General features: G+C 73.5%; 26 protein-coding genes. 13 read left to right on the forward strand and 13 right to left on the reverse strand.

All coding sequences use genetic code 11. The features are described from left to right. Positions 1-175 precede the first annotated feature (175 nt). Together DEI95_RS14925 and DEI95_RS14930 are read left to right on the forward strand one after the other, a co-directional pair. A complete protein-coding gene (locus DEI95_RS14925) occupies positions 176-907 on the forward strand; it encodes a hypothetical protein (RefSeq protein WP_110901729.1) in 732 nt (243 codons plus the stop codon). Positions 908-1,052: 145 nt separating this feature from the next. Further along, positions 1,053-1,409, forward strand: coding sequence for a hypothetical protein (locus DEI95_RS14930; protein ID WP_110825895.1), 357 nt, complete (start codon positions 1,053-1,055; stop codon positions 1,407-1,409). 109 nt (positions 1,410-1,518) lie between these two features. Here the strand turns inward: DEI95_RS14930 and DEI95_RS14935 are convergent, their stop codons facing one another. Then, on the reverse strand, positions 1,519-2,997 hold the full coding sequence (locus DEI95_RS14935; RefSeq protein ID WP_111060737.1) for an MFS transporter: 1,479 nt from the start codon (positions 2,995-2,997) through the stop codon (positions 1,519-1,521). A gap of 133 nt (positions 2,998-3,130) precedes the next feature. Between DEI95_RS14935 and DEI95_RS14940 the strand changes: the two genes are divergently transcribed. Then, entirely contained in the window at positions 3,131-3,703 is a 573-nt protein-coding gene (locus DEI95_RS14940; protein ID WP_111060738.1) for a TetR/AcrR family transcriptional regulator, read from the forward strand. 15 nt (positions 3,704-3,718) lie between these two features. On the opposite strand, the gene DEI95_RS14945 is transcribed toward DEI95_RS14940, so the two are convergent. Then, positions 3,719-4,018, reverse strand: coding sequence for a hypothetical protein (locus tag DEI95_RS14945; protein WP_111060739.1), 300 nt, complete (start codon positions 4,016-4,018; stop codon positions 3,719-3,721). Then, positions 4,015-4,329, reverse strand: a complete 315-nt coding sequence (locus DEI95_RS14950; protein WP_110911008.1) for an ATP-dependent DNA ligase — start codon at positions 4,327-4,329, stop codon at positions 4,015-4,017. The genes DEI95_RS14945 and DEI95_RS14950 overlap by 4 nt, the downstream gene beginning before the upstream one ends. 82 nt (positions 4,330-4,411) lie before the next feature. Between DEI95_RS14950 and DEI95_RS16485 the strand changes: the two genes are divergently transcribed. Beyond that, complete coding sequence (locus tag DEI95_RS16485) at positions 4,412-4,759, forward strand: hypothetical protein (protein ID WP_146243692.1); 348 nt, start codon at positions 4,412-4,414, stop codon at positions 4,757-4,759. Here DEI95_RS16485 and DEI95_RS14955 read toward each other — a convergent pair. Then, on the reverse strand, positions 4,644-5,921 hold the full coding sequence (locus DEI95_RS14955) for an MFS transporter (protein ID WP_111060740.1): 1,278 nt from the start codon (positions 5,919-5,921) through the stop codon (positions 4,644-4,646). The genes DEI95_RS16485 and DEI95_RS14955 overlap by 116 nt on opposite strands. 23 nt (positions 5,922-5,944) lie before the next feature. Here DEI95_RS14955 and DEI95_RS14960 point away from each other — a divergent pair, with 23 nt between their 5' ends. Next, positions 5,945-6,499, forward strand: a complete 555-nt coding sequence (locus DEI95_RS14960; protein WP_111060741.1) for a TetR/AcrR family transcriptional regulator — start codon at positions 5,945-5,947, stop codon at positions 6,497-6,499. A gap of 154 nt (positions 6,500-6,653) precedes the next feature. On the opposite strand, the gene DEI95_RS14965 is transcribed toward DEI95_RS14960, so the two are convergent. Next, the gene (locus DEI95_RS14965) at positions 6,654-7,295 is read right to left on the reverse strand and encodes an NAD(P)H-binding protein (protein WP_110825902.1); all 642 of its coding nucleotides are present in this window, start codon (positions 7,293-7,295) and stop codon (positions 6,654-6,656) included. A gap of 304 nt (positions 7,296-7,599) precedes the next feature. Between DEI95_RS14965 and DEI95_RS14970 the strand changes: the two genes are divergently transcribed. The 4 genes from DEI95_RS14970 (at position 7,600) to DEI95_RS14975 (ending at position 8,832) form a co-directional block, all read left to right on the forward strand. Then, positions 7,600-7,827: a hypothetical protein gene (locus tag DEI95_RS14970; protein ID WP_111060742.1), complete on the forward strand. Its 228-nt coding sequence runs from the start codon at positions 7,600-7,602 to the stop codon at positions 7,825-7,827. 90 nt (positions 7,828-7,917) lie between these two features. Beyond that, the gene (locus DEI95_RS16780) at positions 7,918-8,082 is read left to right on the forward strand and encodes a hypothetical protein (RefSeq protein ID WP_181436387.1); all 165 of its coding nucleotides are present in this window, start codon (positions 7,918-7,920) and stop codon (positions 8,080-8,082) included. Then, positions 8,079-8,231 (forward strand): hypothetical protein, encoded by a 153-nt coding sequence (locus DEI95_RS16785; RefSeq protein ID WP_181436389.1) that lies wholly within the window; start codon positions 8,079-8,081, stop codon positions 8,229-8,231. The genes DEI95_RS16780 and DEI95_RS16785 overlap by 4 nt, the downstream gene beginning before the upstream one ends. A gap of 70 nt (positions 8,232-8,301) precedes the next feature. After that, on the forward strand, positions 8,302-8,832 hold the full coding sequence (locus tag DEI95_RS14975) for a TetR/AcrR family transcriptional regulator (RefSeq protein ID WP_146243693.1): 531 nt from the start codon (positions 8,302-8,304) through the stop codon (positions 8,830-8,832). 60 nt (positions 8,833-8,892) lie between these two features. Here DEI95_RS14975 and DEI95_RS14980 read toward each other — a convergent pair whose 3' ends face one another. From DEI95_RS14980 to DEI95_RS15005, 6 genes are all read right to left on the reverse strand, one after another. Then, positions 8,893-9,846 carry a helix-turn-helix domain-containing protein gene (locus DEI95_RS14980; protein ID WP_111060744.1) on the reverse strand — a complete coding sequence of 318 codons (954 nt, stop codon included), beginning with the start codon at positions 9,844-9,846 and terminating at the stop codon, positions 8,893-8,895. A 90-nt stretch (positions 9,847-9,936) separates the two neighbouring features. Further along, complete coding sequence (locus DEI95_RS14985; RefSeq protein WP_110891375.1) at positions 9,937-11,022, reverse strand: ABC transporter permease; 1,086 nt, start codon at positions 11,020-11,022, stop codon at positions 9,937-9,939. Next, a complete protein-coding gene (locus DEI95_RS14990; RefSeq protein ID WP_111060745.1) occupies positions 11,019-11,900 on the reverse strand; it encodes an ABC transporter ATP-binding protein in 882 nt (293 codons plus the stop codon). The genes DEI95_RS14985 and DEI95_RS14990 overlap by 4 nt, the downstream gene beginning before the upstream one ends. Before the next feature lie 130 nt (positions 11,901-12,030). Then, positions 12,031-12,717, reverse strand: a complete 687-nt coding sequence (locus DEI95_RS14995; RefSeq protein WP_111060746.1) for a response regulator transcription factor — start codon at positions 12,715-12,717, stop codon at positions 12,031-12,033. Beyond that, positions 12,699-13,997 (reverse strand): sensor histidine kinase, encoded by a 1,299-nt coding sequence (locus tag DEI95_RS15000; protein WP_111060747.1) that lies wholly within the window; start codon positions 13,995-13,997, stop codon positions 12,699-12,701. Before DEI95_RS15000 ends, DEI95_RS14995 begins: the two co-directional genes overlap by 19 nt. A 48-nt stretch (positions 13,998-14,045) precedes the next feature. Then, entirely contained in the window at positions 14,046-15,128 is a 1,083-nt protein-coding gene (locus DEI95_RS15005) for an NADH:flavin oxidoreductase/NADH oxidase (RefSeq protein WP_111060748.1), read from the reverse strand. Between the two features lie 213 nt (positions 15,129-15,341). On the opposite strand from DEI95_RS15005, the gene pgi reads away from it, so the two are divergent. Further along, a complete protein-coding gene (gene pgi / locus DEI95_RS15010; RefSeq protein WP_111060749.1) occupies positions 15,342-17,063 on the forward strand; it encodes a glucose-6-phosphate isomerase in 1,722 nt (573 codons plus the stop codon). A 151-nt stretch (positions 17,064-17,214) separates the two neighbouring features. Here pgi and DEI95_RS15015 read toward each other — a convergent pair whose 3' ends face one another. Next, positions 17,215-17,901, reverse strand: a complete 687-nt coding sequence (locus tag DEI95_RS15015) for a cyclopropane-fatty-acyl-phospholipid synthase family protein (protein ID WP_111060750.1) — start codon at positions 17,899-17,901, stop codon at positions 17,215-17,217. A gap of 139 nt (positions 17,902-18,040) precedes the next feature. Between DEI95_RS15015 and DEI95_RS15020 the strand changes: the two genes are divergently transcribed. From DEI95_RS15020 to DEI95_RS15030, 3 genes are read left to right on the forward strand one after another with little or no spacing between them, the layout of a single operon-like run. Next, entirely contained in the window at positions 18,041-19,114 is a 1,074-nt protein-coding gene (locus DEI95_RS15020) for a 3-oxoacyl-ACP synthase III (RefSeq protein WP_110826038.1), read from the forward strand. After that, positions 19,111-21,807: an alpha/beta fold hydrolase gene (locus DEI95_RS15025; RefSeq protein WP_258367623.1), complete on the forward strand. Its 2,697-nt coding sequence runs from the start codon at positions 19,111-19,113 to the stop codon at positions 21,805-21,807. The genes DEI95_RS15020 and DEI95_RS15025 overlap by 4 nt, the downstream gene beginning before the upstream one ends. Next, a complete protein-coding gene (locus tag DEI95_RS15030; RefSeq protein ID WP_110901704.1) occupies positions 21,804-22,766 on the forward strand; it encodes an NAD(P)-dependent oxidoreductase in 963 nt (320 codons plus the stop codon). Before DEI95_RS15025 ends, DEI95_RS15030 begins: the two co-directional genes overlap by 4 nt. Before the next feature lie 19 nt (positions 22,767-22,785). Here DEI95_RS15030 and DEI95_RS15035 read toward each other — a convergent pair whose 3' ends face one another. Then, entirely contained in the window at positions 22,786-23,679 is an 894-nt protein-coding gene (locus tag DEI95_RS15035) for a LysR family transcriptional regulator (protein WP_111060751.1), read from the reverse strand. Between the last annotated feature and the right edge of the window lie 4 nt (positions 23,680-23,683).

A 23,683-nucleotide genomic window follows, 5' to 3' on the forward strand; every position in this document is an offset into this window, starting at 1 on the left:
GGGAGGAGGGACAGCCCGCCGGGGGCGGGGAGGGTGCGTCGGTGCTTCACCGGCCCGACCATCGCGGCCGAGAGCGACGCGCAGGCGAACAGACGGCAACGAACCGATGGACGGGCGCTGGACAGCGATCGTCCCGAGCCCGTCGCGGGACCTCGGTGTGCTTGCATGGCATCTCGTGACCCGACTCGTCCCCCGCGCCCCCGTCGTCCTCGCCGCCGCTGCCCTGGTGGCGGCCGGCACGGTCCTGGTCGCCGGCTGCTCGGCGCAGTCGGACGGGGCCGCGGACCGTGACCCCGGGACGAGCCGGCACAGCGCACCCGTCGGTGTCCCCACGGCCGTCCGCGGCACGGGCACGCTCGGCTCCGACTTCGTCGACCCGGAGGAACCGCCGGCCCCGGAGGCCACGGTGAACCCGGCGCCCGGCTCCTGGGACGACGTCGCGCCGCCGTCTGGGTACCGCGTCGTGCTCCTGTCGCCCGCCGACCCGAGCACCGAGACCGAGACGCTCATGGACGCCGTCGAGTCGTGGGCTGACGCCGAGGACGTCACCGTGGTCCCCGTCGTCGCGGACACCGTCGACGAGCGGCTGTCGTCCGTCGCGACGGCGATCGCGAAGCGGTCCGACCTGGTCATCAGCGTCGGCGACGAGATGGTCGACCCGATCGCCGCGGTGTCACCGTCCGCCCTGCACCAGCAGTTCCTCGTGCTGGGCGCCGAGATCGCCGAGCCGACGTCGAACGTCACGGCCGCGGACTGGACCGGTGCAGGCTTCCGCGGTGAGGGCCTCGGCGTCTCGAGCCACCACGACCCGTCCACCTTCACCGACGAGCGGGCCGGGCGGGCGCTCCGCGCGGGTGTCGCCGCCACGCTGAACGACCTCAGCGGCATCGTCGTCTGGGTTCCCTGACCGCCCTGCAGCGACGCATTCGGGATCGTCCGCGACCCCGTACCCGAGGTGGGACGTATCCTCTGGGACGGAAGCAACGTCGGTTCCGGCCAAGCCTCGCGCGGCCCACCCCCGCCGAGACGTCACTCGCGACCCTGAGCTCCTCGTGACAGAACACATCATCGAATTCGTCGCCCGCGACCGCACGGGCATCACCACCGTCGTCACCGCCAACGGTGTCAGCGACGCGGACACCGTCATCCGTGCCATCTCAGCGGGGCACTCCGGGTACGCCGTCGCGGCCGCCGGCAGCCGCCGGGCGCCGGTCCGCAGCCTGATGGCGCTGGGCACGCCCTACCTGTTCGCGAACTGGGACGGCTCGAAGCGCAACAACCTGCACGACCTCGCCTTCACCGCGCCGGTCCGGACCGTCCCGGCCGCGCCGCCGGTCGGCGTCCGGATCCGGGAGGCCCTGGTGGCGCGGCTCGCCGCGGTCTTCAGCCGGGACCACCACCGCGCCTGACGGCAGCCGATCGGCCGCCGCGCCTGACGGACGGGAGGCCCGGACCGGGTGAGCGGATCTGCCCACCCGGTCCGGGCCTCCCGTCGGACGGTGTGTCCGGGCCGCTGGGTCAGCGCGTGACGTCGTCGAAGTCGGTCACACCGGCGGCCACGGCCGCTGCCCGACGGGCGCGCATCGACGGCGCCGCGAGCGCGGCGACCACCGCGAGGACCGCGACACCGGTGCACGCCCAGAAGCCGATGATGAACGCGTCGTCGGTCGGCAGGCCCTGCGGCGTGCTGTGCGAGGTGATGAGCGCTGCGATGACCGCGGTGCCGACGCTCGACCCGATCGTCCGGACGACCGTGTTGGCGCTGATCGCCTCGCCGGTCTGGTTCGCGGGGACGCTCTCGATGATGGCGTTCGAACAGGCGGCCAGTGCCATGCCGATGCCGACGCCGGTGAGCAGGCCGGACACGACGACCTGCCAGAGCTCGGCGTGCGCGACCGCGGGGATGACGAACGCGGCGACGATCGCGACCCCGCCGATCAGCATCGGGGGCTTCGGTCCGACCTTCCGCACCAGGATGCCGGCGACGGGGCCGGCGATGACCATCATGACGACGGTCGGCAGCAGGAACAGCCCGGCCTCGGTGACGTCCTTGCCGAACCCGTACCCGGTGGCAGTGGGGAGCTGGAGGAGCGTCGGGACGAGGACGAACGTGCCGAACATGGCGAAGCCGAAGACCAGCGCGACGACGTGGGCGGTCCAGACCCCGCGCACGGCGAAGAGCCGCACGTCGATGAGCGGTTCGGCGACGCGGAGCTCGACGAGCACGAACGCGACGAGGGCGACGGCGCCGAGGACGAGCAGGCCGACGGTCTTGCCGTCACCCCAGCCCCAGGTCTGGCCCTCGCTGACGGCGAGGAGGACCGCGACGAGGGAGACGGCGAGGACGGCGGTCCCGACCACGTCGAGGCGGCCCGGCTTGCGGACCGGGGACTCCGGCATGCCGAAGACGGTGCCGAGCAGGGCGATCACCACGAGGACGGCGGGCAGCCAGAACAACCAGTGCCAGGACAGGTGCTCGACGATCGGACCGGCGGCGACGATGCCGACGCCGGCACCGATCCCGAAGATGGCGGAGAGCAGCCCGATCGTGACGCTCACCTTCTCCTTCGGCAGCTCGTCACGGACGATGCCGATCGACAGGGGCATCACGGCGCCGGCCGCACCCTGCAGCGCGCGGGCGACGATGAGGACGCCGAGGTTCGGGGCGAGCGCCGCCAGGACCGCCCCGACCAGCAGGATCGTGAGGACCACGATGAGCACCTTGCGCTTGCCGACCATGTCCCCGAGGCGACCGAGGACGGGCGTCAGCACGGACGCGGAGAGCAGGTAGGCGGTGAGCACCCAGCTCGCGTCGCTCGTCGAGACGTCGAGGTCCCGCCCGATCGTCGCGAGCGCGGGGGCGACGAGGGACTGCAGGACCGCGAAGGACAGGCCGCCGAGGGACAGGAAGACGATGATCGCCGTGCTGTTCGGGCGGTGCGCGGGCGCGGGAGTCGGCGTGGAACCCGTGCGTGGGCTCGCGGTGGCGGTGGACATCGTGCTCCGTCCGGTCGATGGGGAGGCCGACGACGCTGTCGATGTCAACAGTTGCTGACTCGATGAGAGTACGCGGAACGGGCGAGATGTCAACAGCTGATTACATCGGTCGGTGGCGCGCTACGATCGCGGAATGAGCAAGGACGCCGCCGCCACCCGTCTCGCGCTCCTCCAGGCGGCTCGTCGGCGCTTCGCCTTCGACGGGTACCGGGCCACCACCGTCCGGGACATCGCGGCCGACGCCGGGGTGAACGTCGCGCTCATCAACCGCTACTTCGTGTCGAAGGAGGGCTTGTTCCGCGCCTGTCTCGTCCGCACCACGCCGACGTCCACGACGCCTCGGCCCGGGCCCGACCTGGAGCGCGCGATCGGCGGACTCATCCGGCACATCATCCGTTCCCCCACCGACGAGGACTCGATGCAGCTGCTCCTGCTGCTCCGGAGTTCCGGGGACGAAGCCGTCGACGACATCCGACGGGAGACGTTGCGCGGCTACGCCGATCGGCTGGCGGGCGCGGTCCGGCCGGACGGCATCGTCGACGAGGACCTCCTCGTCCGTGCGGAGATCGCCCTGTCCGTGGTGCTCGGCATGACGATGCTCCGGACCTCCACGCGCGTGGAACCGCTGGCGTCGGCCGAGGTCGAGGCCGTCGCCGGCCCGCTCGAGGAAGCGCTCCGTGCGCTCCTCGGCGGCGGACGGTCCTGACGGGGCCGGTCCCGGTCAGGAGTCGGCGGGTCCCATCTCGACGGACACCGGCCGGAGCTCGTCGGGTAGGAGGTGCCGCGCGACCGAGGAGTGATCGTCCTCTTCGTCAGCGTCACGCTCACGGATGACGGCCACCGGCGTCGCGGGGGACACGAGCAGACGGGCGGGGGTCGCACGGCCGTCACCGTGGTTCACCTCGAGCCACATCCACGGCTCGTTGCGGAGGCCCTCGGTGATCCGCGCCTGCACCGACGCGACGTCCTCGTTCGCGATCGTGTACCGGTTGCCGCCGTACGAGATGACCGTGCGCTTCACAGCGTCTCTCCGCTGTCGGTCGGTTCGGGGACGATGCGGAGACCGGCCGACGAGCCCGCGGTCAGACCGAGGGCTTCGACCCAGGCACGGTTCACGGCGGGGACGCGGCTGCCCGAGTAGCGGAAGACCAGCGGCATCGACCGGTCGAGCCAGATGGCCGTCCGGCCGTCGCCGAGCTCGACGTCGTCCTTCCACGAGAACATGAACGACTCGCCGCGGCGCAACTTCATGCCGATCACGATCTGCAGGTGCGTCAGGAGGCGGTCGTCGAACTCCGCGGTGAACGTCGAGTCGTAGACGAGTTTGCCCATGGTGGTGTCCTTCCGCGCCGTTCTGGCCGGCTCCGGCTGATCCTAGGCGCTCACCCAGCGAACGGCGGACAGCCTGACCGACATGCGCCGTGTCCACTACGTCAACAGCTCCTTCCTCGTCGCTGACCGCACCTGCAAGGCCCTCCTCCGGTACTGCCGCGCGCTCGCGGTGGCCGGCCGGTCCGACGTCGTCGAGGTCCCCGTCATCACCGAGACCGGGGACGTCGCCACCGCACATCTCCTCATCGGCCCGGCGAGCGAGATCTTCTCGGTGCCGGTCGACGCCGGCGTCGACGATCCCCGTGACGACGAGGTCACCGCGTACCTCGAGCGCGAGACCCTCCGCCTGCAGCCGGCGCGTCCGGCCTGGGGCGAGGAGATGACCGACGTGCCGGACCTGGACGAGTACCCCGACCTGCAGGAGCCCTGACCGTCAGGAGCGCTGCGGCCGCCACCACGGCCGTCGCGGCAGCGAACACCGGCCCGGTCCCCACGGTGGCGACGACCGTTCCGGCTGCAGCCGCTCCGAGTGCCTGTCCGAGCACCAGCACGACGAACAGCACCGACGTCCCCGAGGCCGCCCGCCCGGCGTCGACCTCGGTCGTCCACGCGATGAGCGCCCCGGTCGCCGCGGTGTAGCCCCAGCCGAACAGCACGCACGTGGCGAGCGCGAGCGCGACGAGGGCCGCGGGGGGAGCGACCGGTGCCAGTCCGAGGCCGAGCGTGGCGACCGCGACCGCCGCCGAGGTGACCGTCCACGCCGTCCGTGCTCGGAGTCGACCGAGGACGCGGGCCGTCAGGGCCACCGCTGCACCGCCGACGCCCAGGGCGGTCCACGCGAGCACCGACAGGGACGCCGGGGCTCCCGCGTCGACGAGGAGTGACCGTCCGTAGGTCCACACCGCGGCGGACCCCGTGCCGAGCAGCAGCGCGACGACCACGAGGCGGCCGTGGGCGACGAACCAGCTCCACGGCGGGAGACCGACGGGCTGCGGGTGGGGCTCCCGGACGTGCCGACGCGGGTGTGTGTACGCGTCCGCGACGAGGACCGCCGCTCCGGCCAGGACCGTGACGACCGCCGCAGCCGTCCACGCCGTGCGCCAGTCGGGCAGGAGCACGAGGGCGAGCAGCCCGGCGACGACGAGTCCCGGCCCGGTCCCGGAGTTCACGACGGCCTGCGCGCCGTCGGCGCGACCGGCGGGGAGGTCCCGCTGCACGAGTCGGACGAGTGCGGGGGAGGCGAGCCCTGCCCCGGCGGAGGCGACGACCGTCGTGATGCCGAACACCGCGGAGGTCGCGCTGGTGGCCATCCACGCGACGCCCAGCCCGGCCGACGCGGAGGCGAGCGCCACGGTCGTGCGCGGCCGGGTCGGGGCGAGCAGGAACCCGACGAGCGCACCGACGCAGTACACGAGCGAGGACCCGGCCGCGATGAGCCCCGCGGGACCGTCTCCGAGGGACAGGGACCGCTGGACATCCGGCAGGAACAGGCCGTACGCCAGGCGGACCAGCCCGTAGGTCGCGGCGATGAGCGCCGTGCCGCTGGCGATGAGTGCTCCGGGACGGGCGAAGAACGAAAACGGACGTTTCACTTTTCACACCCTAGGGTGCTGCCATGACCATGCGTCCAGGGACGGAGCGGAAGCTGCTCGACGCCGCCGAGGAACTCTTCTTCACGCGGGGCATCGCCGCGACCCCGATCGACGCCGTCCTGGAGCGGGCGGGTGTCTCCGCCGCCACGCTCTACCGCGGGTACCCCAGCAAGGAGGCGCTGGTCGCGGCCGCGCTGACCCGTCGCCACGACGAGTGGATCCGGACCTGGGACGACGCCGTGGCGCGGGCGGTCGACGACCGCGGGCGCCTGCTGGCCGTGTTCGACGCGCTCGATGCCTTCCGCTCGACCCCGACCGGGTCGCGGTGGTGCGCGTTCCTCGGGACGGCCTCCGAGTACGCCGACGCCCCAGCGGAGATCGCCGCCGTCCTGCACGGCGAGACGTCGACGCTGCGCGAGCGGCTCCGCGACCGGGCGGTCCCGCTCGTCGGCGACCGCGCCGAGGTCCTCGCCGACCAGCTGCTCCTCGTCGTGTCGGGCTCGCTCGCGATGCGGCTCCGGGACGGCGGCGGGGACACCGCGACCGCGCGGACGGTCGCCGCGGCCCTGCTCGACTGACGGCGGTGGGTCGCGGGTCGGGCCCGCCTGCGTGCGACGCCGCGGGACGGGCGAGACGCCGCCGGATACGGCGGCGTCTCGGGGACCCGGCGGCGTTCCGAGGTGACGCCGGCGTCTCGGGCCGGTGCGGGACGGGGCGGCCGGGAGGCGCGGGTCAGTCGCGGACGAACTGCTCGATCGGCGTGCTCCCGGTATTGACGCGGAAGGTCTTGCCGACCGACGCGTCGTCGTGCAGCGCGGCGGCGACCAGCGCGGCGACGTCCCCGCGGGCGATGCTCGACGACGGGTCCGCCGTCTCGACCGCCCCGGTCGGCTCGTCGTCCGTCAGGGTGCTCGGCGCGACGACCGTCCAGTCGAGGGCGGAGTCGCGGAGGACGGCGTCGGCGACCGTCTTCGCCTCGGCGTAGGCGAAGAAGTCGTCGTCCTCGGGGACGCCGTGGCCGAGGCCCGCGTCCGACCAGGACACGAGCACGTAGCGGTGCACGTCGGCGTCGAGCGCGGCGTGCATCGTGCGGATGGCGGCGTCGCGGTCGACGGCCCACGTGCGGTCAGCGGACCCGCCACCGGCACCGGCCGACCAGACGACGGCGTCGTGCCCGCGGACCAGGTCGGTGAGCCCGGCGATGTCGAGCTGCTCGATGTCGGCGACGACCGGCTCGGCACCGGTGGCGCGGACGTCGTCCTGCTGCTCGGCCTTCCGGATGACCGACGAGACGGTGTCACCGCGAGCGGTGAGGAGCTGCGCGGTGAGGAGGGCGACGCGACCGTGGCCGCCGAGGATGATGACGTTGCTCATGCCTCGGACGGTACGCGCCGGGGCTGACCGGAGCGTCCCCGGGCTGGCCCTCGCAGGCGCAGACCGACCCACGGGGACGGACTGCGCGGCACCACCACTCGGGATGCGCGGCGCTGCCGTGTCCGCGATTCGCGGATCGTCCGGTTCGTTCGTGGCGCGGCCGACCCGTCACCTAGCGTGGAGGATGCCAGGACGCACTCCCCACCGTCGTCCTCAGACATCCTCCGCGATCTGCGGAGGCCGTTCGCACGGTGATCCTGGCCGCAGTCAGGCCGTCCGAGGTCCCAGTGAGGAGGCGTCGCAGATGCACGCCACCACCGTCGTCCGCAATCCGCTCGTCGCGCTCGTCGCCGAGCACCCCACGGCCACCACCCGGTCCGCCGTCGCCCCCAGCTCGCGCCCCGGCACCGGGTTCTCGGAGGTCCGGGAGGCGGCACGGCGCCGCCTGCTGGCAGCCAGCGCGCTCGTCGTCGGCCTCGCGGCCGTGACGGCCTCCGCCCTCGCCGTGATCGTCCTCGGAGTGGCCGCGTGAGCGCCGCGACCGCCGCGTCCGGGTACGACACCGTCGCCCTGACCGAGCCGATCGACATGACCGCTCTGATGCGTGAGCAGGAGGCCCTCCATGCGTGAACCGTCCGTGATGCAACACCTCCGTGAAGACCCGCTCGAGTGGCACCGGCACGGCATGACCTCCCCGTCCGAGATCGACCGCATCGTGCAGACGAAGCTCTCCCTGGGGACCGCTGCCGAGCCGACCTACGCGGACTTCTTCCTGGTCGCAGCGTGACCGACGCTGTCGCGCCCGTGGCCCGCCCGCTCCGGGTCGGGACGAGCGCGACCGGCATCGCCGCGGAACACCAGCACATCTGGTCGCGGCTCGGTCGTCTGGAACGGCTCTGTTCCCGCGACGCGACCACCCCGACCAGGGACCGCTGACGTGGGCGGGGTCGGCGAACGAGCTGACGACCCGTGGGTCAGGGCCCGGATCGTCGAGGCCGCGGACCGCGTGTTCAGCACCTCCGGCGCGGCCGGACTCTCCGCGGGCCGCGTGGCGGGAGCCGCGCTGACCGACACCGAGACGGTGCGAGCGCTGTTCCCCGAGCGGATCGACGCGGTCGTCGCGGTCCTCCGCTTCCGACAGGAACGCTGGACGCTGGGGCTGGCCGCCGCAGCGGACGGGGTCGAGGACGCCCGCGACGAGATCCTCACCGTCTTCGCACACCTCGAGGCCTCGTTCGACGACGACGCCTGGACCGGGTGCGCGTTCATCAACGGCTACGGCGAGCTCGGCCACTCCGAGCCGCTCGTCGCCGCACTGGCGGAAGAGCACCTCACGATCCTCGAGGCGCACCTGCACGCCCTCGCCGCCCGCGCCGGACTCCCGGTCCACGTCGCCGACGCGCTCTCGCTGCTCGTCCACGGCGCGAAGGTCGAGGCGGCCATCCACGGGACGACCCGACCCGCCCGGTCGGCACGCCTCGCCGTGGTGACGCTCATGGGTGCCTACGGGCCGACCGCGGCCTCCGCCTTCATCTGACGTCGCCGCCGTCTGCTCTGCGGCATGGGTGGTCCGGCAACCGTGCGGCGTCCGTCGCGGTCAGGACCTGGCGAGGGTGTCGCTCGGCCGCTCGCCGAACACCGCCGCGTACTGCTGGGCGAAGCGTCCGAGGTGGGCGAAGCCCCAGGCCGCAGCGACCTCGCGCACCGTCCGGGTCGCCGGGTCCGCGGCGAGCAACTCCTGCCGGACCCGGTCGAGTCGCACCCGCCGGATGAACGCGTTCGGGGTGGTCTGCAGGTCACGCTGGAACGCCTCCTGCAGCGCCCGCAGGCCGATGTCGAGGTGGCGCGCCAGGCTGCTCGTCGTGATCGGCGACCGGGCGTTCTCGTGCACGTAGTCGACCGCAGCGCGCACGTGCGGGGACTGCGCGGGGGGCACGTCGGGAGTGGCGGCGTGCTGCTGCGGGTACATCTCGAGCAGGGCCGCCGACGCCAGCCGTGCCATCTCGGCGTGCAGGAGGCGCCCGGGGACGCCGTCACGCAGGGTGTGGGAGACGAGTGACACCGTGTTGTGCCACGTCCGCACCGACTGCTCCGACGGCGGGGCGGTGACGTCGAACCGGAGTCCACCCGTCACGTCCGCGCCCTGCTCGGACGCGACGCGCTCCACGACCTCGCGGGACAGGTGCACGAGCCGCTGCTCGTAGTCGTCCATCTCGAACGAGAACGTACGGTCCGGCAGCAGGGGCACCGGGACGCCGTGCACCATGTCCACGGGGTCGCCGCCGGTGTAGAGCCGGGACGCCCCCGACCGGAGCCACTGCACGATGACGGAGGACGACGGGGGCAGCGAGCCGTCGATGTGCCCGGCGAACCGCGACGTGTGCAGTGACATCGTGTCGTCGCCCATGGACGCGTACCGGAACGCGAACGGGACGGCGCTCGGCGTCGCGACGAGCTCGGCGTCGTACACACGGGCGAGGTGGGCTGCGGCATCGTCGATGTCCGTCCCGGTCACCTCGAGACGCACCGGCATCGCGTCGTCGATCGGCATCGCCTCAAGAGTCGCACGTCGGAGGCCCCGTCCGGCGTCCCGTGTCCGGGAACCGCCGTGACGGAGCCACCGTCGGCGTGGTCGGGCCGGTCAGCCGCGGATCGCCTCGCCGAGCTTCACCCGACCGCCGGTGCGGAGCAGGGCGTTCTCGTACACCCGGGCCCCGAGGAGCACGACGACCAAGGCCGATGCCAGGACGACCAGCAGCGAGAGCACGGGCTCCCACCACGCCGCCGTCCCGAGGAAGATCCGCACCGGCATCCCGATCGGGGCACTGAACGGCACGTACGACATGATGCCGAGGACCGTCGGGTCGTCCGGGGCGAACACGATGAGGAAGTACGGGATCATCAGCAGCATCATCACCGGTGTCGTGACGCTGCCGACGTCCTCCTGGCGGGACACCAGCGCCGCCGACGCCGCGAACAGCGCCGCGATGAGGACGAACCCGATCGCGAAGAAGCCGACGAACCACAGCGCGCTCGGACCGAGCAGCGTGAACAGGTTGTCCTGCCCGGTGACCGCCAGGGCGACGGCCGCGGCGATCGCGATCGCGACGATCTGCCCGAGCGCCATGACACTGTTGCCGATCACCTTGCCCGCCAGCAGCGCCCGTGCCGGGATCGCCGCCATCAGGATCTCCACGACGCGGGTCGACTTCTCCTCCACGACGCTCTGCGCGATGGACTGACCGAACGTCACCGCGGAGGCGAAGAACACGACGCCGAACGCGATGCCGACGAGCGAGACGAGGCCGGGCGGGAGCGCGTCGGGGTCGAGCAGATCGACCTGCGGCGACACGCTCAACGCCGACACCACGTCGGTGGGGGCGCTGTCGAGGCCGACGAGCCGGAACCCGAGCTGGCCGCCGTCCGGGACGACCGCGGCGTCGACCTCGCCCTCGCGGACCAGGCGCTCCGCCGCGTCCCGATCCGCCGTCTCGGTCACGTCGAGACCGTCCGTCGTCGGCAGGGTCACGCCGCTCACCACGGCGACGGGGGTCGTGGCGTCCGCCGCCGACTTCCCGACGATCCCGCCGACGACGATGCCGACGACGACCATCACGAGCAGGATCGCCGCCGAGACGACGAACGCCTTGCTCCGGAGCCGCGCCTGGATCTCGCGCACCGTCACGAGCCGGACGGCGTCGATCGTGCTGCTGTCGAGGAGGCTCATCGGACGACCTCCGTGAAGACCTCGCTGAGCCGGGGGACCCGCGGACCGAACGACGCCACGGTGCCGCGTGCGACGGCCCGTTGCAGGACGGCCTGCGCCACGGACTCGTCCGCCTCGAACAGGGCGTACCCGCCGTCGAAGGTGCGGATGCGGACGCCGGGCTCGTCGCGGACCCACGCCACGTCGTCCGCCACCAGGAGCTCCCACGCGGCGGGACCGGCGGCCCGCCGCAGTTCGTCCTGGGGTCCGGCGGCACGGATCCGGCCGTCGGCGATGACGACCACGTCGTCGCAGAGCCGCTCCACGACGTCGAGCTGGTGACTCGAGAACAGCACCGGGACACCGTCGGCCGCGGTCTCCCGCAGCACACCGAGCACGGTGTCGACCGCCATCGGGTCGAGGCCGGAGAACGGTTCGTCGAGCACGAGCACCTCGGGCCGGTGGGCGAGCGCGGCGGCGACCTGCACGCGCTGCTGGTTGCCGAGCGAGAGCTTCTCGACGGGGTCGCCGGCGTGCGTGGTGAGCTCGAGGCGCTCGAGCAGCTCGGCCGTCCGGGCCGCGGCGGTCCGTCGGTCCACACCGTGCAGGCGGGCCAGGTACGTGACCTGCTCGGCGACGGGCATCTTCGGGTACAGCCCGCGCTCCTCCGGCATGTAGCCGAACCGGCGGCGGTCGGCCGGTCCGATCGGTGCGCCGTCGAGCGCGACCGTGCCGCTGTCGGCGTCGAGCACGCCGAGCATGATGCGCATGGTCGTCGTCTTGCCGGCACCGTTGCCGCCGACGAACCCGGTCAGTCGTCCGCGTCCGACGCTGAAGCCGACGTCGTCGAGCACACGGCGCTCGCCGAAGTGCTTCGTCACTCCCTCGATGGTGAGCATGGGGTCCCCTTCCGCAGCGGCCGTCGCTGCGCCTCCGACGCTATTGCGGTGGCGGGCGGCGGCGCCTCCGGCACGAGACGGGGATCGCGTGCGTCGGCGTCTCCGCCGCGCGGGGGAGGACCGCGGCGGCTCACTCGCCCGAGCGCACCACCCCGTGCTCGTACGCCCAGACCACGGCCTGGATCCGGTCGCGCACGCCGAGCTTCTGGAGGACGTTCGACACGTGCGTCTTGACGGTCGCCTCGCCGACGAACAGCTGGCCGGCGATCTCGGCGTTGCTGAGCCCCCGACCGAGCAGCCGCAGCACCTCGGTCTCGCGTTCCGTCAGACCCGGCAGGGCCACGTCCGTGTCGGGCACGGCATGGTCGACCACCGGCACGCTGGCCGTGGTCGCTCGACTGATCACCCGGCGCGTGACGTCCGGAGCGAGCAGGGCGTCACCGCGGGCGACGGTCCGGACGGCCTCGATGAGCTTCTCCGGCGAGGCGTTCTTCAGCAGGAACCCGCTCGCCCCGGCGGCCAGGGCGTCGAAGAGGTACTCATCGGTGTCGAAGGTCGTGAGGACGAGCACGGCCGGTGGGTTCGGGCCCGCGGTGATCCGGCGCGCCGCTTCGAGGCCGTCGACACCCGGCATCTGCACGTCGAGGCAGACCACGTCCGGCCGGTGCGCGGCGACGGCCGCCACCGCGCCCGCGCCGTCGGCGGCCTCGGCGACCACTTGGACACCGGGCTCCGACTCGAGGATGACCCGGAAGCCGGCGCGGACCAGGTCCTGGTCGTCGGCGAGCACGACCCGGATCACGTCGTCGGCAGCCATGCCCGCACCAGGTAGCCGCCGCGGTCCCGCGGTCCGATCTCGATCCGCCCGCCGACCGCCGCCACGCGCTCACGCATGCCGACGTGTCCGAGCCCGCTGCCGCCCGCCGACCGGGAGGCCCGTGCCCCGGCGCCCGTGTCCGTCACCTCGAGCTCCACCGCGTCCGGCAGGTACCGGAGCCGCAGGTCGGCCCGTGCGTCCGGTCCGGCGTGCTTGAGGACGTTCGTCACCGCCTCCTGCGCGATGCGGTAGGTCACCGCTGCGACGGTCGGCGGGACCGGTCGTTCGTCGCCGACGACGCTGAACCCGGTCTCGTGCCCGGCGTCCGTGGCGGCCCGGGCGAGTTCCGGCAGCCGGGTGAGGCCCTCGGTGCTCGGCGCCTCCGCCGGGGTCGTCGGGGCGTCCGTGCCGGGTTCCCGCAGCGTGCCGAGCATCCGGCGGAGTTCCTCGACCGCGGTCCGGGCACTGTCCTCGACGACGCCGAGGGACGCCGCCGCCTGCGCCGGGTCGCGGTCGAGCACGCGCCGCGCGGCCCCGGCCTGGACGCCCATGAGCGAGACGTGGTGGGCGACGACGTCGTGGAGCTCACGGGCGATCCGGACGCGTTCGAGCGCGACCGCCTGCGCCGCCGACCGCTCGCGTTCCGCGGCGAGCTCGGCCGTGCGCTGGCCGAGCTCGTGCGCGGCGACGGCCGCTGCCCAGGCCCGGTTGCCCGAGTACCAGGCGGCGCCGAAGTAGACGAGGTTGATGACGATCGTGAGGAGCGAACTCGCGACGAACGGCGGGATGACGGAGTGACCGTCGTCGGGCAGCGCGCTCGGCACCGACCAGCGGAAGACGATCGCCAGGAACACCCACGCGAACATCCCGGCGATGACGAACCAGCGCACGGCCTCGGACCGCACGCGGTCCGAGCACCACGCCCCGACGGTGTACAGCGCGATGAACAGCGTGAAGTTGGTGAAGAGCCCCTCGGGCACGTGCAGCAGTTGCGTGGCCGCGAAGGCCAGCGCGGCGACGACGGCCACCGTCATCGGGAACCGGCGGCGGAACGCCAGGGGCCCGGCGTTCGCGACGACCATCAGTGCGCACACCCACCACGCCGCCGGGTCGTCGTACAGCCCCACGGCGGAGTACAGGGTCACCGAGACCGCGAGCGCCCCCGCGAGCACGAGCGCCAGGACCGCGTCCTGCCGGTGCTCGCGGGGACCCACCGGCAGCCGTGACCAGCCGTCGTCCTGCGTCGGACCGCCCCCGGCGGTCGCCCCCGTGCCCGTCATGCCACCACGGTAGCGGCACGGCCGCGCCGCCCGGCGGCGGACCGGACGTCAGCGGTAGGCGCGCTCGTACGGGGCGGGCTTGTACGGCAGGTCCACCCGGAGCGCCTGGGCGGCCCGGATCGGGAAGTTCGGGTCGCGCAGCGCCCCCCGTCCGACGAGGACCACGTCGGCCTGCCCGAGGGCGACGATCTGCTCGGCCTGGAAGGCGTCGTCGATCATGCCGACGGCCGCGACCGGGATCCCGGTGGCCTGCCGGATCGCGGTCGCGAACGGCAGCTGGTACCCGGGGCCGACCGGGATGCGGGCGTCCGCCACGTTGCCGCCGGTGGAGACCGACACGAGGTCGACGCCGTGTTCGCCGAGCCACGTGGAGACCTGTTCGGTCTCGGCGAGGTCCCAGCCGCCCTCGACCCAGTCGGTCGCGGACAGGCGCACGACGAGCGGTACGGCCTCGCCGACCTCGGCGCGCACGGCGTCGACGGTCTCGAGCAGGGCCCGCGCCCGGTTCCCGAGCGACCCGCCGTACTGGTCGGTGCGCTCGTTCGACAGCGGTGACAGGAACTCGTGCAGCAGGTACCCGTGGGCGCCGTGGAGCTCGAGCAGGTCGAAGCCGGCGTCGACGGCGCGACGGGCCGCAGCGGCGAACGCACGGACGACCTCGGCGATGCCCTCGGTCGTGAGCTCGGTCGGGACGTGCAGGCCCGGGAACGCGATCGGCGACGGACCGACCGGCTGCCACCCGCCCTGCTCCGGCGCGACGTTGCCGCCGCCCGCGGTCGGTCCCCACTCACGGCTGGTCGAGGCCTTGCGGCCGGCGTGCGCGAGCTGGATCCCGGCGACCGCACCCTGGCTGTGGATGAAGTCGGTGATCGGTCGGAAGGCGTCTCGCTGGTCGTCGTTCCACAGGCCGAGGTCCTGCGGGCTGATGCGGCCCTCGGGGACGACGCCCGTGGCCTCGACGACGACCGCACCGGCACCGCCACGGGCGAGGGCGCCGAGGTGGACGAGGTGCCACGGGGTCGGGACGCCGTCCTGCGCCTCGACCATGTACTGGCACATCGGCGGGATCCACACGCGGTTCCGGATCTCGAGGCCGCGGAGGGTGATGGGGTCGAAGAGTGCGTGGGTCACGCGGGTCCTTCCGTTGGTCGTGCAGGGGACCGGCCGACGGACGTGGAGCCGCCGGGAGGCCCGTCCACAGTACGACTGTCGACGTACTGCTCGCCCAGGCGCCTCCCCTGTGCGCGAGGTGAGTGCGACGGCACTACGCTCGGACGCGGCCCGCGACGCGATGCTGCGCCAGGTCTGCGGGCTGACCGAACTCTGGCGTCCAGGAGGACCGAAGTGACCGAATCCGCACCCGTCGACCCCACGACGACCGCAGGGTGGAAGCAGCTCGCCGGCATCGCCGACGGCTTCTCCCCGGACCTCCGTGGGTGGTTCGACGCCGACCCCGGTCGTGCCGAGAAGTACACCTTCCAGGCAGCCGACCTGACCGTCGACCTCTCCAAGGGCCTGGTGACCGAGGAGGTCCTGCAGGCCCTCCTCCAGGTCGCCGAGGACACCGGCGTCGCCGAGCGGTACCAGGCGATGATCTCCGGCGAGCGGATCAACGTCACCGAGGACCGCGCCGTCCTGCACACCGCGCTGCGCCGTCCGGCGGCGACCGAGGGCCTCGTGCCCGCGGCGCCCCTGAACGTCGACGGGCAGGACGTCGACGCCGACGTGCACGCCACGCTCGACAAGGTCTACGGCTTCGCCGAGCAGGTCCGTTCCGGCGCGTGGACCGGTGTCACCGGCAAGCGCATCGAGACCGTCGTCAACATCGGCATCGGCGGGTCCGACCTCGGCCCGGTCATGGTCTACGAAGCCCTCAAGCCGTACGTGCAGCAGGGGCTCGAGGTCCGCTTCGTCTCGAACATCGACCCGGCCGACATCGCCGAGAAGACGGCCGGCCTCGACCCCGAGACCACGCTCTTCATCGTCGCGTCGAAGACCTTCGGCACCCTCGAGACGCTCACGAACGCCCGTCTCGCCCGCCAGTGGCTGTGGCAGGGTCTCGGCCTCGCCGACGCCGGCGACGACGAGAAGAAGGACGCCGTCGCGAAGCACTTCGTCGCCGTCTCGACCGCGCTCGACAAGGTCGCCGCGTTCGGCATCGACCCGGAGAACGCCTTCGGCTTCTGGGACTGGGTGGGCGGCCGCTACTCGGTCGACTCCGCCATCGGCACGAGCGTCGTCATCGCGATCGGCAAGGAGAACTGGGAGCAGTTCCTCGCCGGCTTCCACGCCATCGACGAGCACATGCGCACCGCGCCCCTCGCCGAGAACGTCCCGGTCCTGATGGGCCTGCTCAACGTCTGGTACACGAACTTCCTCGGGGCGCAGAGCCACGCGGTCCTGCCGTACACGCAGTACCTGCACCGCTTCCCCGCGTACCTGCAGCAGCTCACGATGGAGTCGAACGGCAAGCGCGTCCGCTGGGACGGCTCGGACGTCGTCACCGACACCGGCGAGGTCTTCTGGGGTGAACCCGGCACGAACGGCCAGCACGCGTTCTACCAGCTCATCCACCAGGGCACGCGCCTGATCCCGGCCGACTTCATCACGGTCGCGAAGCCCGCGCACGCGCTGCAGGACGAGACCGGCGACGGGAAGGCCGTGCAGCCGGGCCAGGACGTGCACACCCTGTTCCTCGCGAACTTCTTCGCCCAGTCGAAGGCGCTCGCGTTCGGCAAGACCGCCGACGAGGTCCGCGCCGAGGGCACCACGGACGAGGCGATCGTCGCCGCCCGCACCTTCACCGGGAACAAGCCGAGCACGTCGATCCTGGCGCCCGAACTCACTCCGAGCGTCCTCGGCCAGCTGATCGCCCTCTACGAGCACATCGTGTTCACCGAGGGGACCATCTGGGGCATCGACTCGTTCGACCAGTGGGGCGTGGAGCTCGGCAAGCAGCTCGCGCTGCAGGTCACCCCGGCCGTGCAGGGCGACCGTGCGGTCCTCGACGCGCAGGACTCCTCGACGAAGGCGCTCATCGCGAAGTACCTCGAGCTGCGCGGCTGACGCCGCCGCCCGGCCGGGAGGCCCGGGGCACGCAGGCAGGGCGACGTCCCTGTCCGGCGGGCCCCGGGCCTCCCGTCATCGCGGGCCTCCCGTCATCCCGGGCCTCCGGTCGTCCCGGGCCGGCCGTCCGGGCCGGTCGTGCGTCCGACCCTCAGGTGCGTCGGGCGAGCACCACGGAGTCCTCGAGCGTCGCCGTGCCACCGTCCGACCCGGTGACGGTCCGCGTGCGCAGCTCCGCGACCTCGACCGTCCACCCGGCACCGAGTGCGAGCTGGCTGACCTGTTCCCCGGGCCCGACCAGGGGCTCGGCGTGCGCGTGCTCCTCGTGAGCGGCCCAGGACGGCGAGCCCGCGTGCCCGATCACGAGCAGGCGTCCGCCCGGGGCGACGAACGTCGTCGCACGGCGCAGCACCGCCGCCCGCGGGAACGACACCGACGAGTGCAGGAACGACGCGGACACGAGGTCGAACCGGTCGTCGGTGTCCCACGCGGCCAGGTCGGCCTGCACCCACCGCACCCGGTCGCCGAGCCCAGCACGCTCCGCCTCGGCCCGGCCCCGGTCCAGCGCGTTCGGCGCGATGTCCACCGCGGTCACCCGCCATCCCTGCGCCGCCAGCCACAGGGCGTCGCCGCCCTCGCCGGACCCGAGGTCGAGGGCTGTGGGGCCGGTCTCGGCGCCGACGGGGTCGGACGCGGGGTCGTCGTCCGATCCGGGGACGAGCGGCCCGAGCGTGTCGACCAGGGATGCGTTCGGCCGTCCCGACCAGATCGGCGAGTCCCCGTAGCGGGCCGTCCAGAACGTCTCGGCTTCGGACCGGGGAGCGGGGTACGCAGTCATGCGCGCAGCATCCCACCGGCGCTCATCCAGGGCCAGTACGATTGCCGGATCGGCAACGGGGACGACAACCCCGGGGTCCGTTCGACGCAGTCGCAACGGAGACCCAGCCTCGATACGGAAGTATGTGCAAGTGACGATCATGACCGAGCGGCCTCAGCAGGACACCCCGAGCGCCGAGACGGAGCGACCCGGCAACGCGACCGTCCGTTTCCAGAACGCCGCGATCCTCGCCGTGGAGACCACCGTCGCCGAGCGCGTGACCACGTCCGCGGACATCGAGGAGAAGCTCCGCGGTGTGCTCCGCCGCCTGCGCCTGCCGATGGGGCTGCTCGAACGCGTCGCCGGGGTGCGGGAGCGCCGCAACTGGGGCGAGGACCAGTCCTTCCAGACCGCCGCGATCGACGCCGGACGTCGGGCGATGGCGGCCGCGGGGATCAAGCCGGAGGACGTCGGCCTGCTCATCAACACGTCGGTGACCCGTCCGCACCTCGAGCCCTCGGTGGCCGTGCGGCTGCACCACGGTCTCGGCCTGCCGACGTCGGCGATCAACTTCGACATCGCGAACGCCTGCCTCGGCTTCGTCAACGCGATGAGCGTCGCCGCGGGCATGATCGACTCGGGGCAGATCAAGTACGCGCTCATCGTGGACGGCGAGGACGCCGACCAGGTGCAGCTCAACACGATCGACCGCCTGAACCAGGGCGGGCGGAACCGCAAGGACTTCATGAGCGAGTTCGCCAGCCTGACGCTCGGCTCCGGCGCTGCCGCCGCCGTGCTCGGCCCGGCCGACCTGCACCCGGCCGGCCACCGGATCGTCGGCGGCGTCACCCGCGCGGCGACCCAGTGGTACGACCTGTGCGTCGGCAGCGTGGACGGGATGTTCACGGACGCGAAGATGCTGCTCAAGGGCGGCATGGAACTCGTCGTCGCCGCCTGGAACGAGGCCCGCGCCCACTTCGACTGGGCCGACATGGACCGCTACGTCCTGCACCAGGTCTCGGACGTGCACACGAACGCCTTCGTCCAGGCGATCGGTGTCGAGCGCGACAAGGTCCCCACCACCTACGAGCGCTTCGGCAACGTCGGCCCGGCGTCGATCCCGATCACACTCGCGGACGAGGTCACCCGCGGCTCCATCCGCCCCGGGGACCGCGTGTTCCTCGGCGGCGTCGGCTCCGGCATCAACACGGCGATGATGGAACTGCGCTGGTGACACCGCGGTTGCCCCGCGTCGCCGCGACCACGGCTCCGGCGACGCTCCCGCCGCCCCTGCCCGGACTCGACCCCGCGTGGTCCCGTCTGGTCACCGTCCCCGCGTCAGCCGGTCCGACGGCGGGCACGGCCCGACCCGAGCGCACCTGGCACCTGCTCGACACGGCCGGGCAGCTCGACGAGCTCGGCCTGGAGCCCGTCGGCACCCTGTTGTGCGTGCACGGCAACCCGACGTGGTCCTACCTGTGGCGCTCGGTGCTCGCGCGCTCGCTCGAGGTCGCCGCGGCAGGTGGCCCCGTGTGGCGTGTGGTCGCCGTCGACCAGCTCGGGATGGGTTTCTCGGAGCGCACCGGCGAGGACCACCGTCTGGCCGACCGGGTCGCGGACCTCGGCGCGCTGACCGACGAACTCGGCCTGACCGGGCCGGTCGTCACGCTCGGTCACGACTGGGGCGGTGTCGTCTCGCTCGGCTGGGCCGTCGACCACCCCGACCTCGTCGTCGCGGTGACGACCTGCAACACCGCGGTCCACCAGCCCGACGACGCCCCGATCCCGGCACCCCTGCGCCTCGCGCTCCGCCCGCACCTGCTCGGCCGGGCCACGGTCGTGACGCCGGCGTTCATCGAGACCACCCTCGCGATCGCGCACCCGCGGCTCGACCGGGCGACCGCCGACGCCTACCGCGCCCCGTACCGCGGCGCTGCCCGACGCGGGGCGGTCGGCGGGTTCGTCGCGGACATCCCCGTCGACGCGCAGCACCCGAGCGCGGCCGAACTCGACCGCATCGCAGCCGGCGTCGCCGCGCTCGACGTCCCCGCCCTGCTCCTCTGGGGGCCGCGCGACCCGGTGTTCCTCGAGCGGTACCTCGACGACCTCGCGGCCCGTCTGCCGCAGGCCGACGTGCACCGGTTCGAGGGCGCCGGTCACCTGCTGCCGGACGACGCCGACGTGGCCGGGACGGTCTTCGACTGGCTCGGCGACCGCCTGCCGGACGGCGCGGTGCCGGCGGACGGTGGTGCGGGCCTCCCGGCCGCCGATGTCGATCCGGGCCGCCCGCTCTGGGCTCACCTCGAAGAGCTGCGGGACAGCGACGACGCTGCCCTGGTCGAGATGGCCGCCCCCGGCGGGACCCGCACGATCAGCTGGCGGCTGCTCGCCCGACGGATCGAGGAGGTCGCCGCGGGACTCGTCGACCTCGGTGTCCGTCCCGGCGACCGCGTGTCGCTCCTCGTGACCCCCGGCGCGGACCTGACCGCCGCGCTGTACGCCTGCGTGCGCGTCGGCGCGGTCGTCGTCGTCGCCGATGCCGGTCTCGGCCTCCGCGGGCTGACCCGTGCCGTCCGCGGTGCCCGGCCCGACTGGGTCATCGGCGCGCTGCCCGGACTCGCCGCCGCACGCGCGCTCGGCTGGCCCGGCCGCCGCATCGCCACCGTCGCGCTCCCCGCACCGGCCCGTGCGGCCCTGCGCGTCGAGCACACCCTCGCCGCCGTCGCCCGCCGGGGAGCAGCACGCCTCGTTGCCGGCACGGCGCTGCCGGCAGCCCCGGCGCCCGACGCCCCGGCCGCGGTGCTCTTCACCTCGGGGTCGACCGGGCCCGCGAAGGGCGTCGTCTACAGGCACGGCCAGCTCGGCGCGGTGCGGGATGCGCTCGCCGGGCAGTACGACGTCGGCGTCGGCACCGGACTGGTCGCCGGGTTCGCGCCCTTCGCGCTCCTCGGTCCCGCGCTCGGCGCTCGCTCCGTGGCACCGGACATGGACGTCACCGCGCCGCGCACCCTGACCGCCCGTGCGGTCGCGGACGCCGTCGCCGCGGCGGACGCCACCGTCGTGTTCCTGTCGCCGGCCGCGATCGCCAACGTCGTCGCGACCGCGTCGGCGCTCACCGACGACGACCGCCGGGCACTCGGCCGCGTGCGGCTGTTCCTGTCGGCCGGAGCCCCGGTGTCGGCCGCGCTGCTGACCGCCGCGACCGAACTGATGCCGAACGCCAGCGCCCACACCCCCTACGGGATGACCGAGGGGCTGCTCATGACCGACGTGGACCTCGACGGGGTCACGGCCGCCTCGGCGTCCGCGTCGTCGGGCATCTGCGTCGGCCGACCCGCTGCGTCCGTCCGGGTGCGCATCGCACCCCTCGACGAGGACGGCCGGGCGACCGGAGCGCTCACGGAGACGCCCGACGTCACCGGCGAGATCGTCGTCGCGGCGCCGCACGTGCGGGACCACTACGACCGGCTCTGGCGCACCGACCGGGTCTCCCGTCTCGGCGTGGACGACCCGCGCGGACACCGCACCGGGGACGTCGGACACCTCGACGCCTCCGGGCAGCTCTGGGTCGAGGGCCGCATGCAGCACGTCATCACGGCCCCGACCGGTGTCGTGACCCCGGTCGGGCCCGAGCAGCGCACGGAACGCGTCCCGGGCGTCGGGCGCGCGGGTGTCGTCGGCGTCGGTCCGGCCGGCACGCAGCCGGTGGTCGCCGTCGTGGAGACCGTCCCCGCCGCCCGTCGCCCCGCGCTCGCCGACCCGGCGCTCGCGGACGCCGTCCGGGCAGCGGCCGGGGTGCCCGTCGCCGCGGTGCTGGTCGTGCCGGAACTGCCGACCGACATCCGCCACAACTCGAAGGTGGACCGGGCACGCCTGGCGCGCTGGGCGTCCTCGGTGTTGGCGGGCGGACGGATGACCCGCCCGTGACGGTCCTGGTGACCGGTGCCAGCGGCTTCCTCGGGCGCGCCGTCGCCGCTGCCCTCCGGGACGCCGGGCACGACGTCCGGACCTTCCAGCGGCGACCGACGGGCGTCGACGGGGTGGTCGACGTCCTCGGCACGGTGACCGACCCGGCAGCGGTGCGGTCCGCCGTGCAGGGCGTCGACGCCGTGGTGCACCTGGCCGCCAAGGTCTCGCTGGCCGGGGACCCGGCCGACTTCGAACGGGTCAACGTCGCGGGCACGCGGGACCTGCTCGCGGCCGCGCGCGACGCCGGCGTCACGCGGTTCGTCTTCGTCTCGTCCCCGTCGGTCGCCCACGCGGGAGCGTCCATCGCCGGGGACGACGCCACGACGGCCTCGCCCGGCAACGCCCGCGGCGAGTACGCCCGGACGAAGGCCGCCGCCGAACTGCTCGCGCTCGCCGCCGACGCCCCCGGGTTCGCGGTCGTCGCCGTCCGCCCGCACCTGGTCTGGGGCCCCGGCGACGAGCAGCTCGTCGGCCGCATCGTGGACCGCGCACGTCGTGGCCGTCTGCCGGTGCTCGACTCCGGTGCCGCCCTCATCGACTCCTGCTACGTGGACAACGCCGCGACCGCCATGGTCGCCGCGCTGGACCGCGCGGAGGCCGTGCACGGCAACGTCTACGTGGTCACGAACGGGGAGCCCCGACCGGTCGGGGAACTGCTGGCACGGATCTGCGTCGCGTCCGGCGTCCCGGCACCGGGGGCACACGCGCCGTCCGGGCTCGCCCGCGCGGTCGGGTCCGCGGTGGAGGCCGTGTGGCGCGTCCGACCCGGCACCGACGAGCCGCCGATGACGCGGTTCCTGGCGGAGCAGCTGTCGACCGCGCACTGGTTCGACCAGCGGCGGACCCGGCGGGACCTGCACTGGGAACCGACGGTGTCGATCGACGACGGCCTGCGGGCGCTGGCCGGGGCGCGCTGAGCCGTCGCGCTGCGCGGGGTCACCGCTCGAGGAGCATCCGGCGCGCGAGCCGTGCGATCTCGCGGGTCGCGGGGGAGAGCGGGACGTCCCGCCGTCGGACGAGGGCGATCGTGTCGTACAGCGGCTCCGCGAACGGCACGGTGTGGATCCCGGCCGGGAAGGTCGGTGCCTCGGCGACGGCCCGCGAGACGATCGTGTCACCGGCACCCCGGGCGACGAGGTCGAGCGCCGAGTCGACGTGTTCGACCTCGATCCGGGCGGTGAGCGTGACCCCGGCGAACTGCGCCCGTTCGGCGAGCTGCCGCCGGGTCGGATCACGCCACCCGTAGTGGGCGTCGTACAGGATGAGGTCCGCGGCCGCCAGGTCCTCGATCGTCACCGGCCGCGCGGTCCGCGCCGGGTCCGCCGAGGCGTAGAGGACGTCGTCGCGGCGGAGCGGCGTCACCTCGAGACCGTCGGCGTCGATCGGCAGGACGACGAGTCCCGCCTCGAGGTCCCCGGCGGTGACGGCATCGGCGACCTCGACCGAGTTCAGGCCGATCACGCGGAGCCGGACGTCCGGGTAGCGGGAGTGGAACCGTTCGAGCAGGCGGGACAGGAAGTAGTAGTTCGCGTTGCGCAGGAGCCCGAAGGTGGCGACACCGCCCTGGAGGCTCGTGAGGTCCCGGAGCGTCCGGTCGGCGTCGTCGGCCGCCTCGACCGCCCGGCGCGCGTGCGGGAGGAGCGCTTCGCCGGCGCTCGTCAGGACGAGGCGGCGGCTGCCCCGGGTGAACAACCGCACCCCGTAGGACTCCTCGAGCCGACGGACCAGTTCCGACACGGACGGCTGCGCCATGCCGAGCTGGGCGGCGGCAGCGGAGAACGAGCCCGCCGTCGTGATGACGAGGAAGGCACGCAACTGGGTCAGGGTCACAGGG

It is taken from the genome of Curtobacterium sp. MCBD17_008 (assembly GCF_003234475.1).
In the GTDB taxonomy this organism is placed as follows: domain Bacteria; phylum Actinomycetota; class Actinomycetes; order Actinomycetales; family Microbacteriaceae; genus Curtobacterium.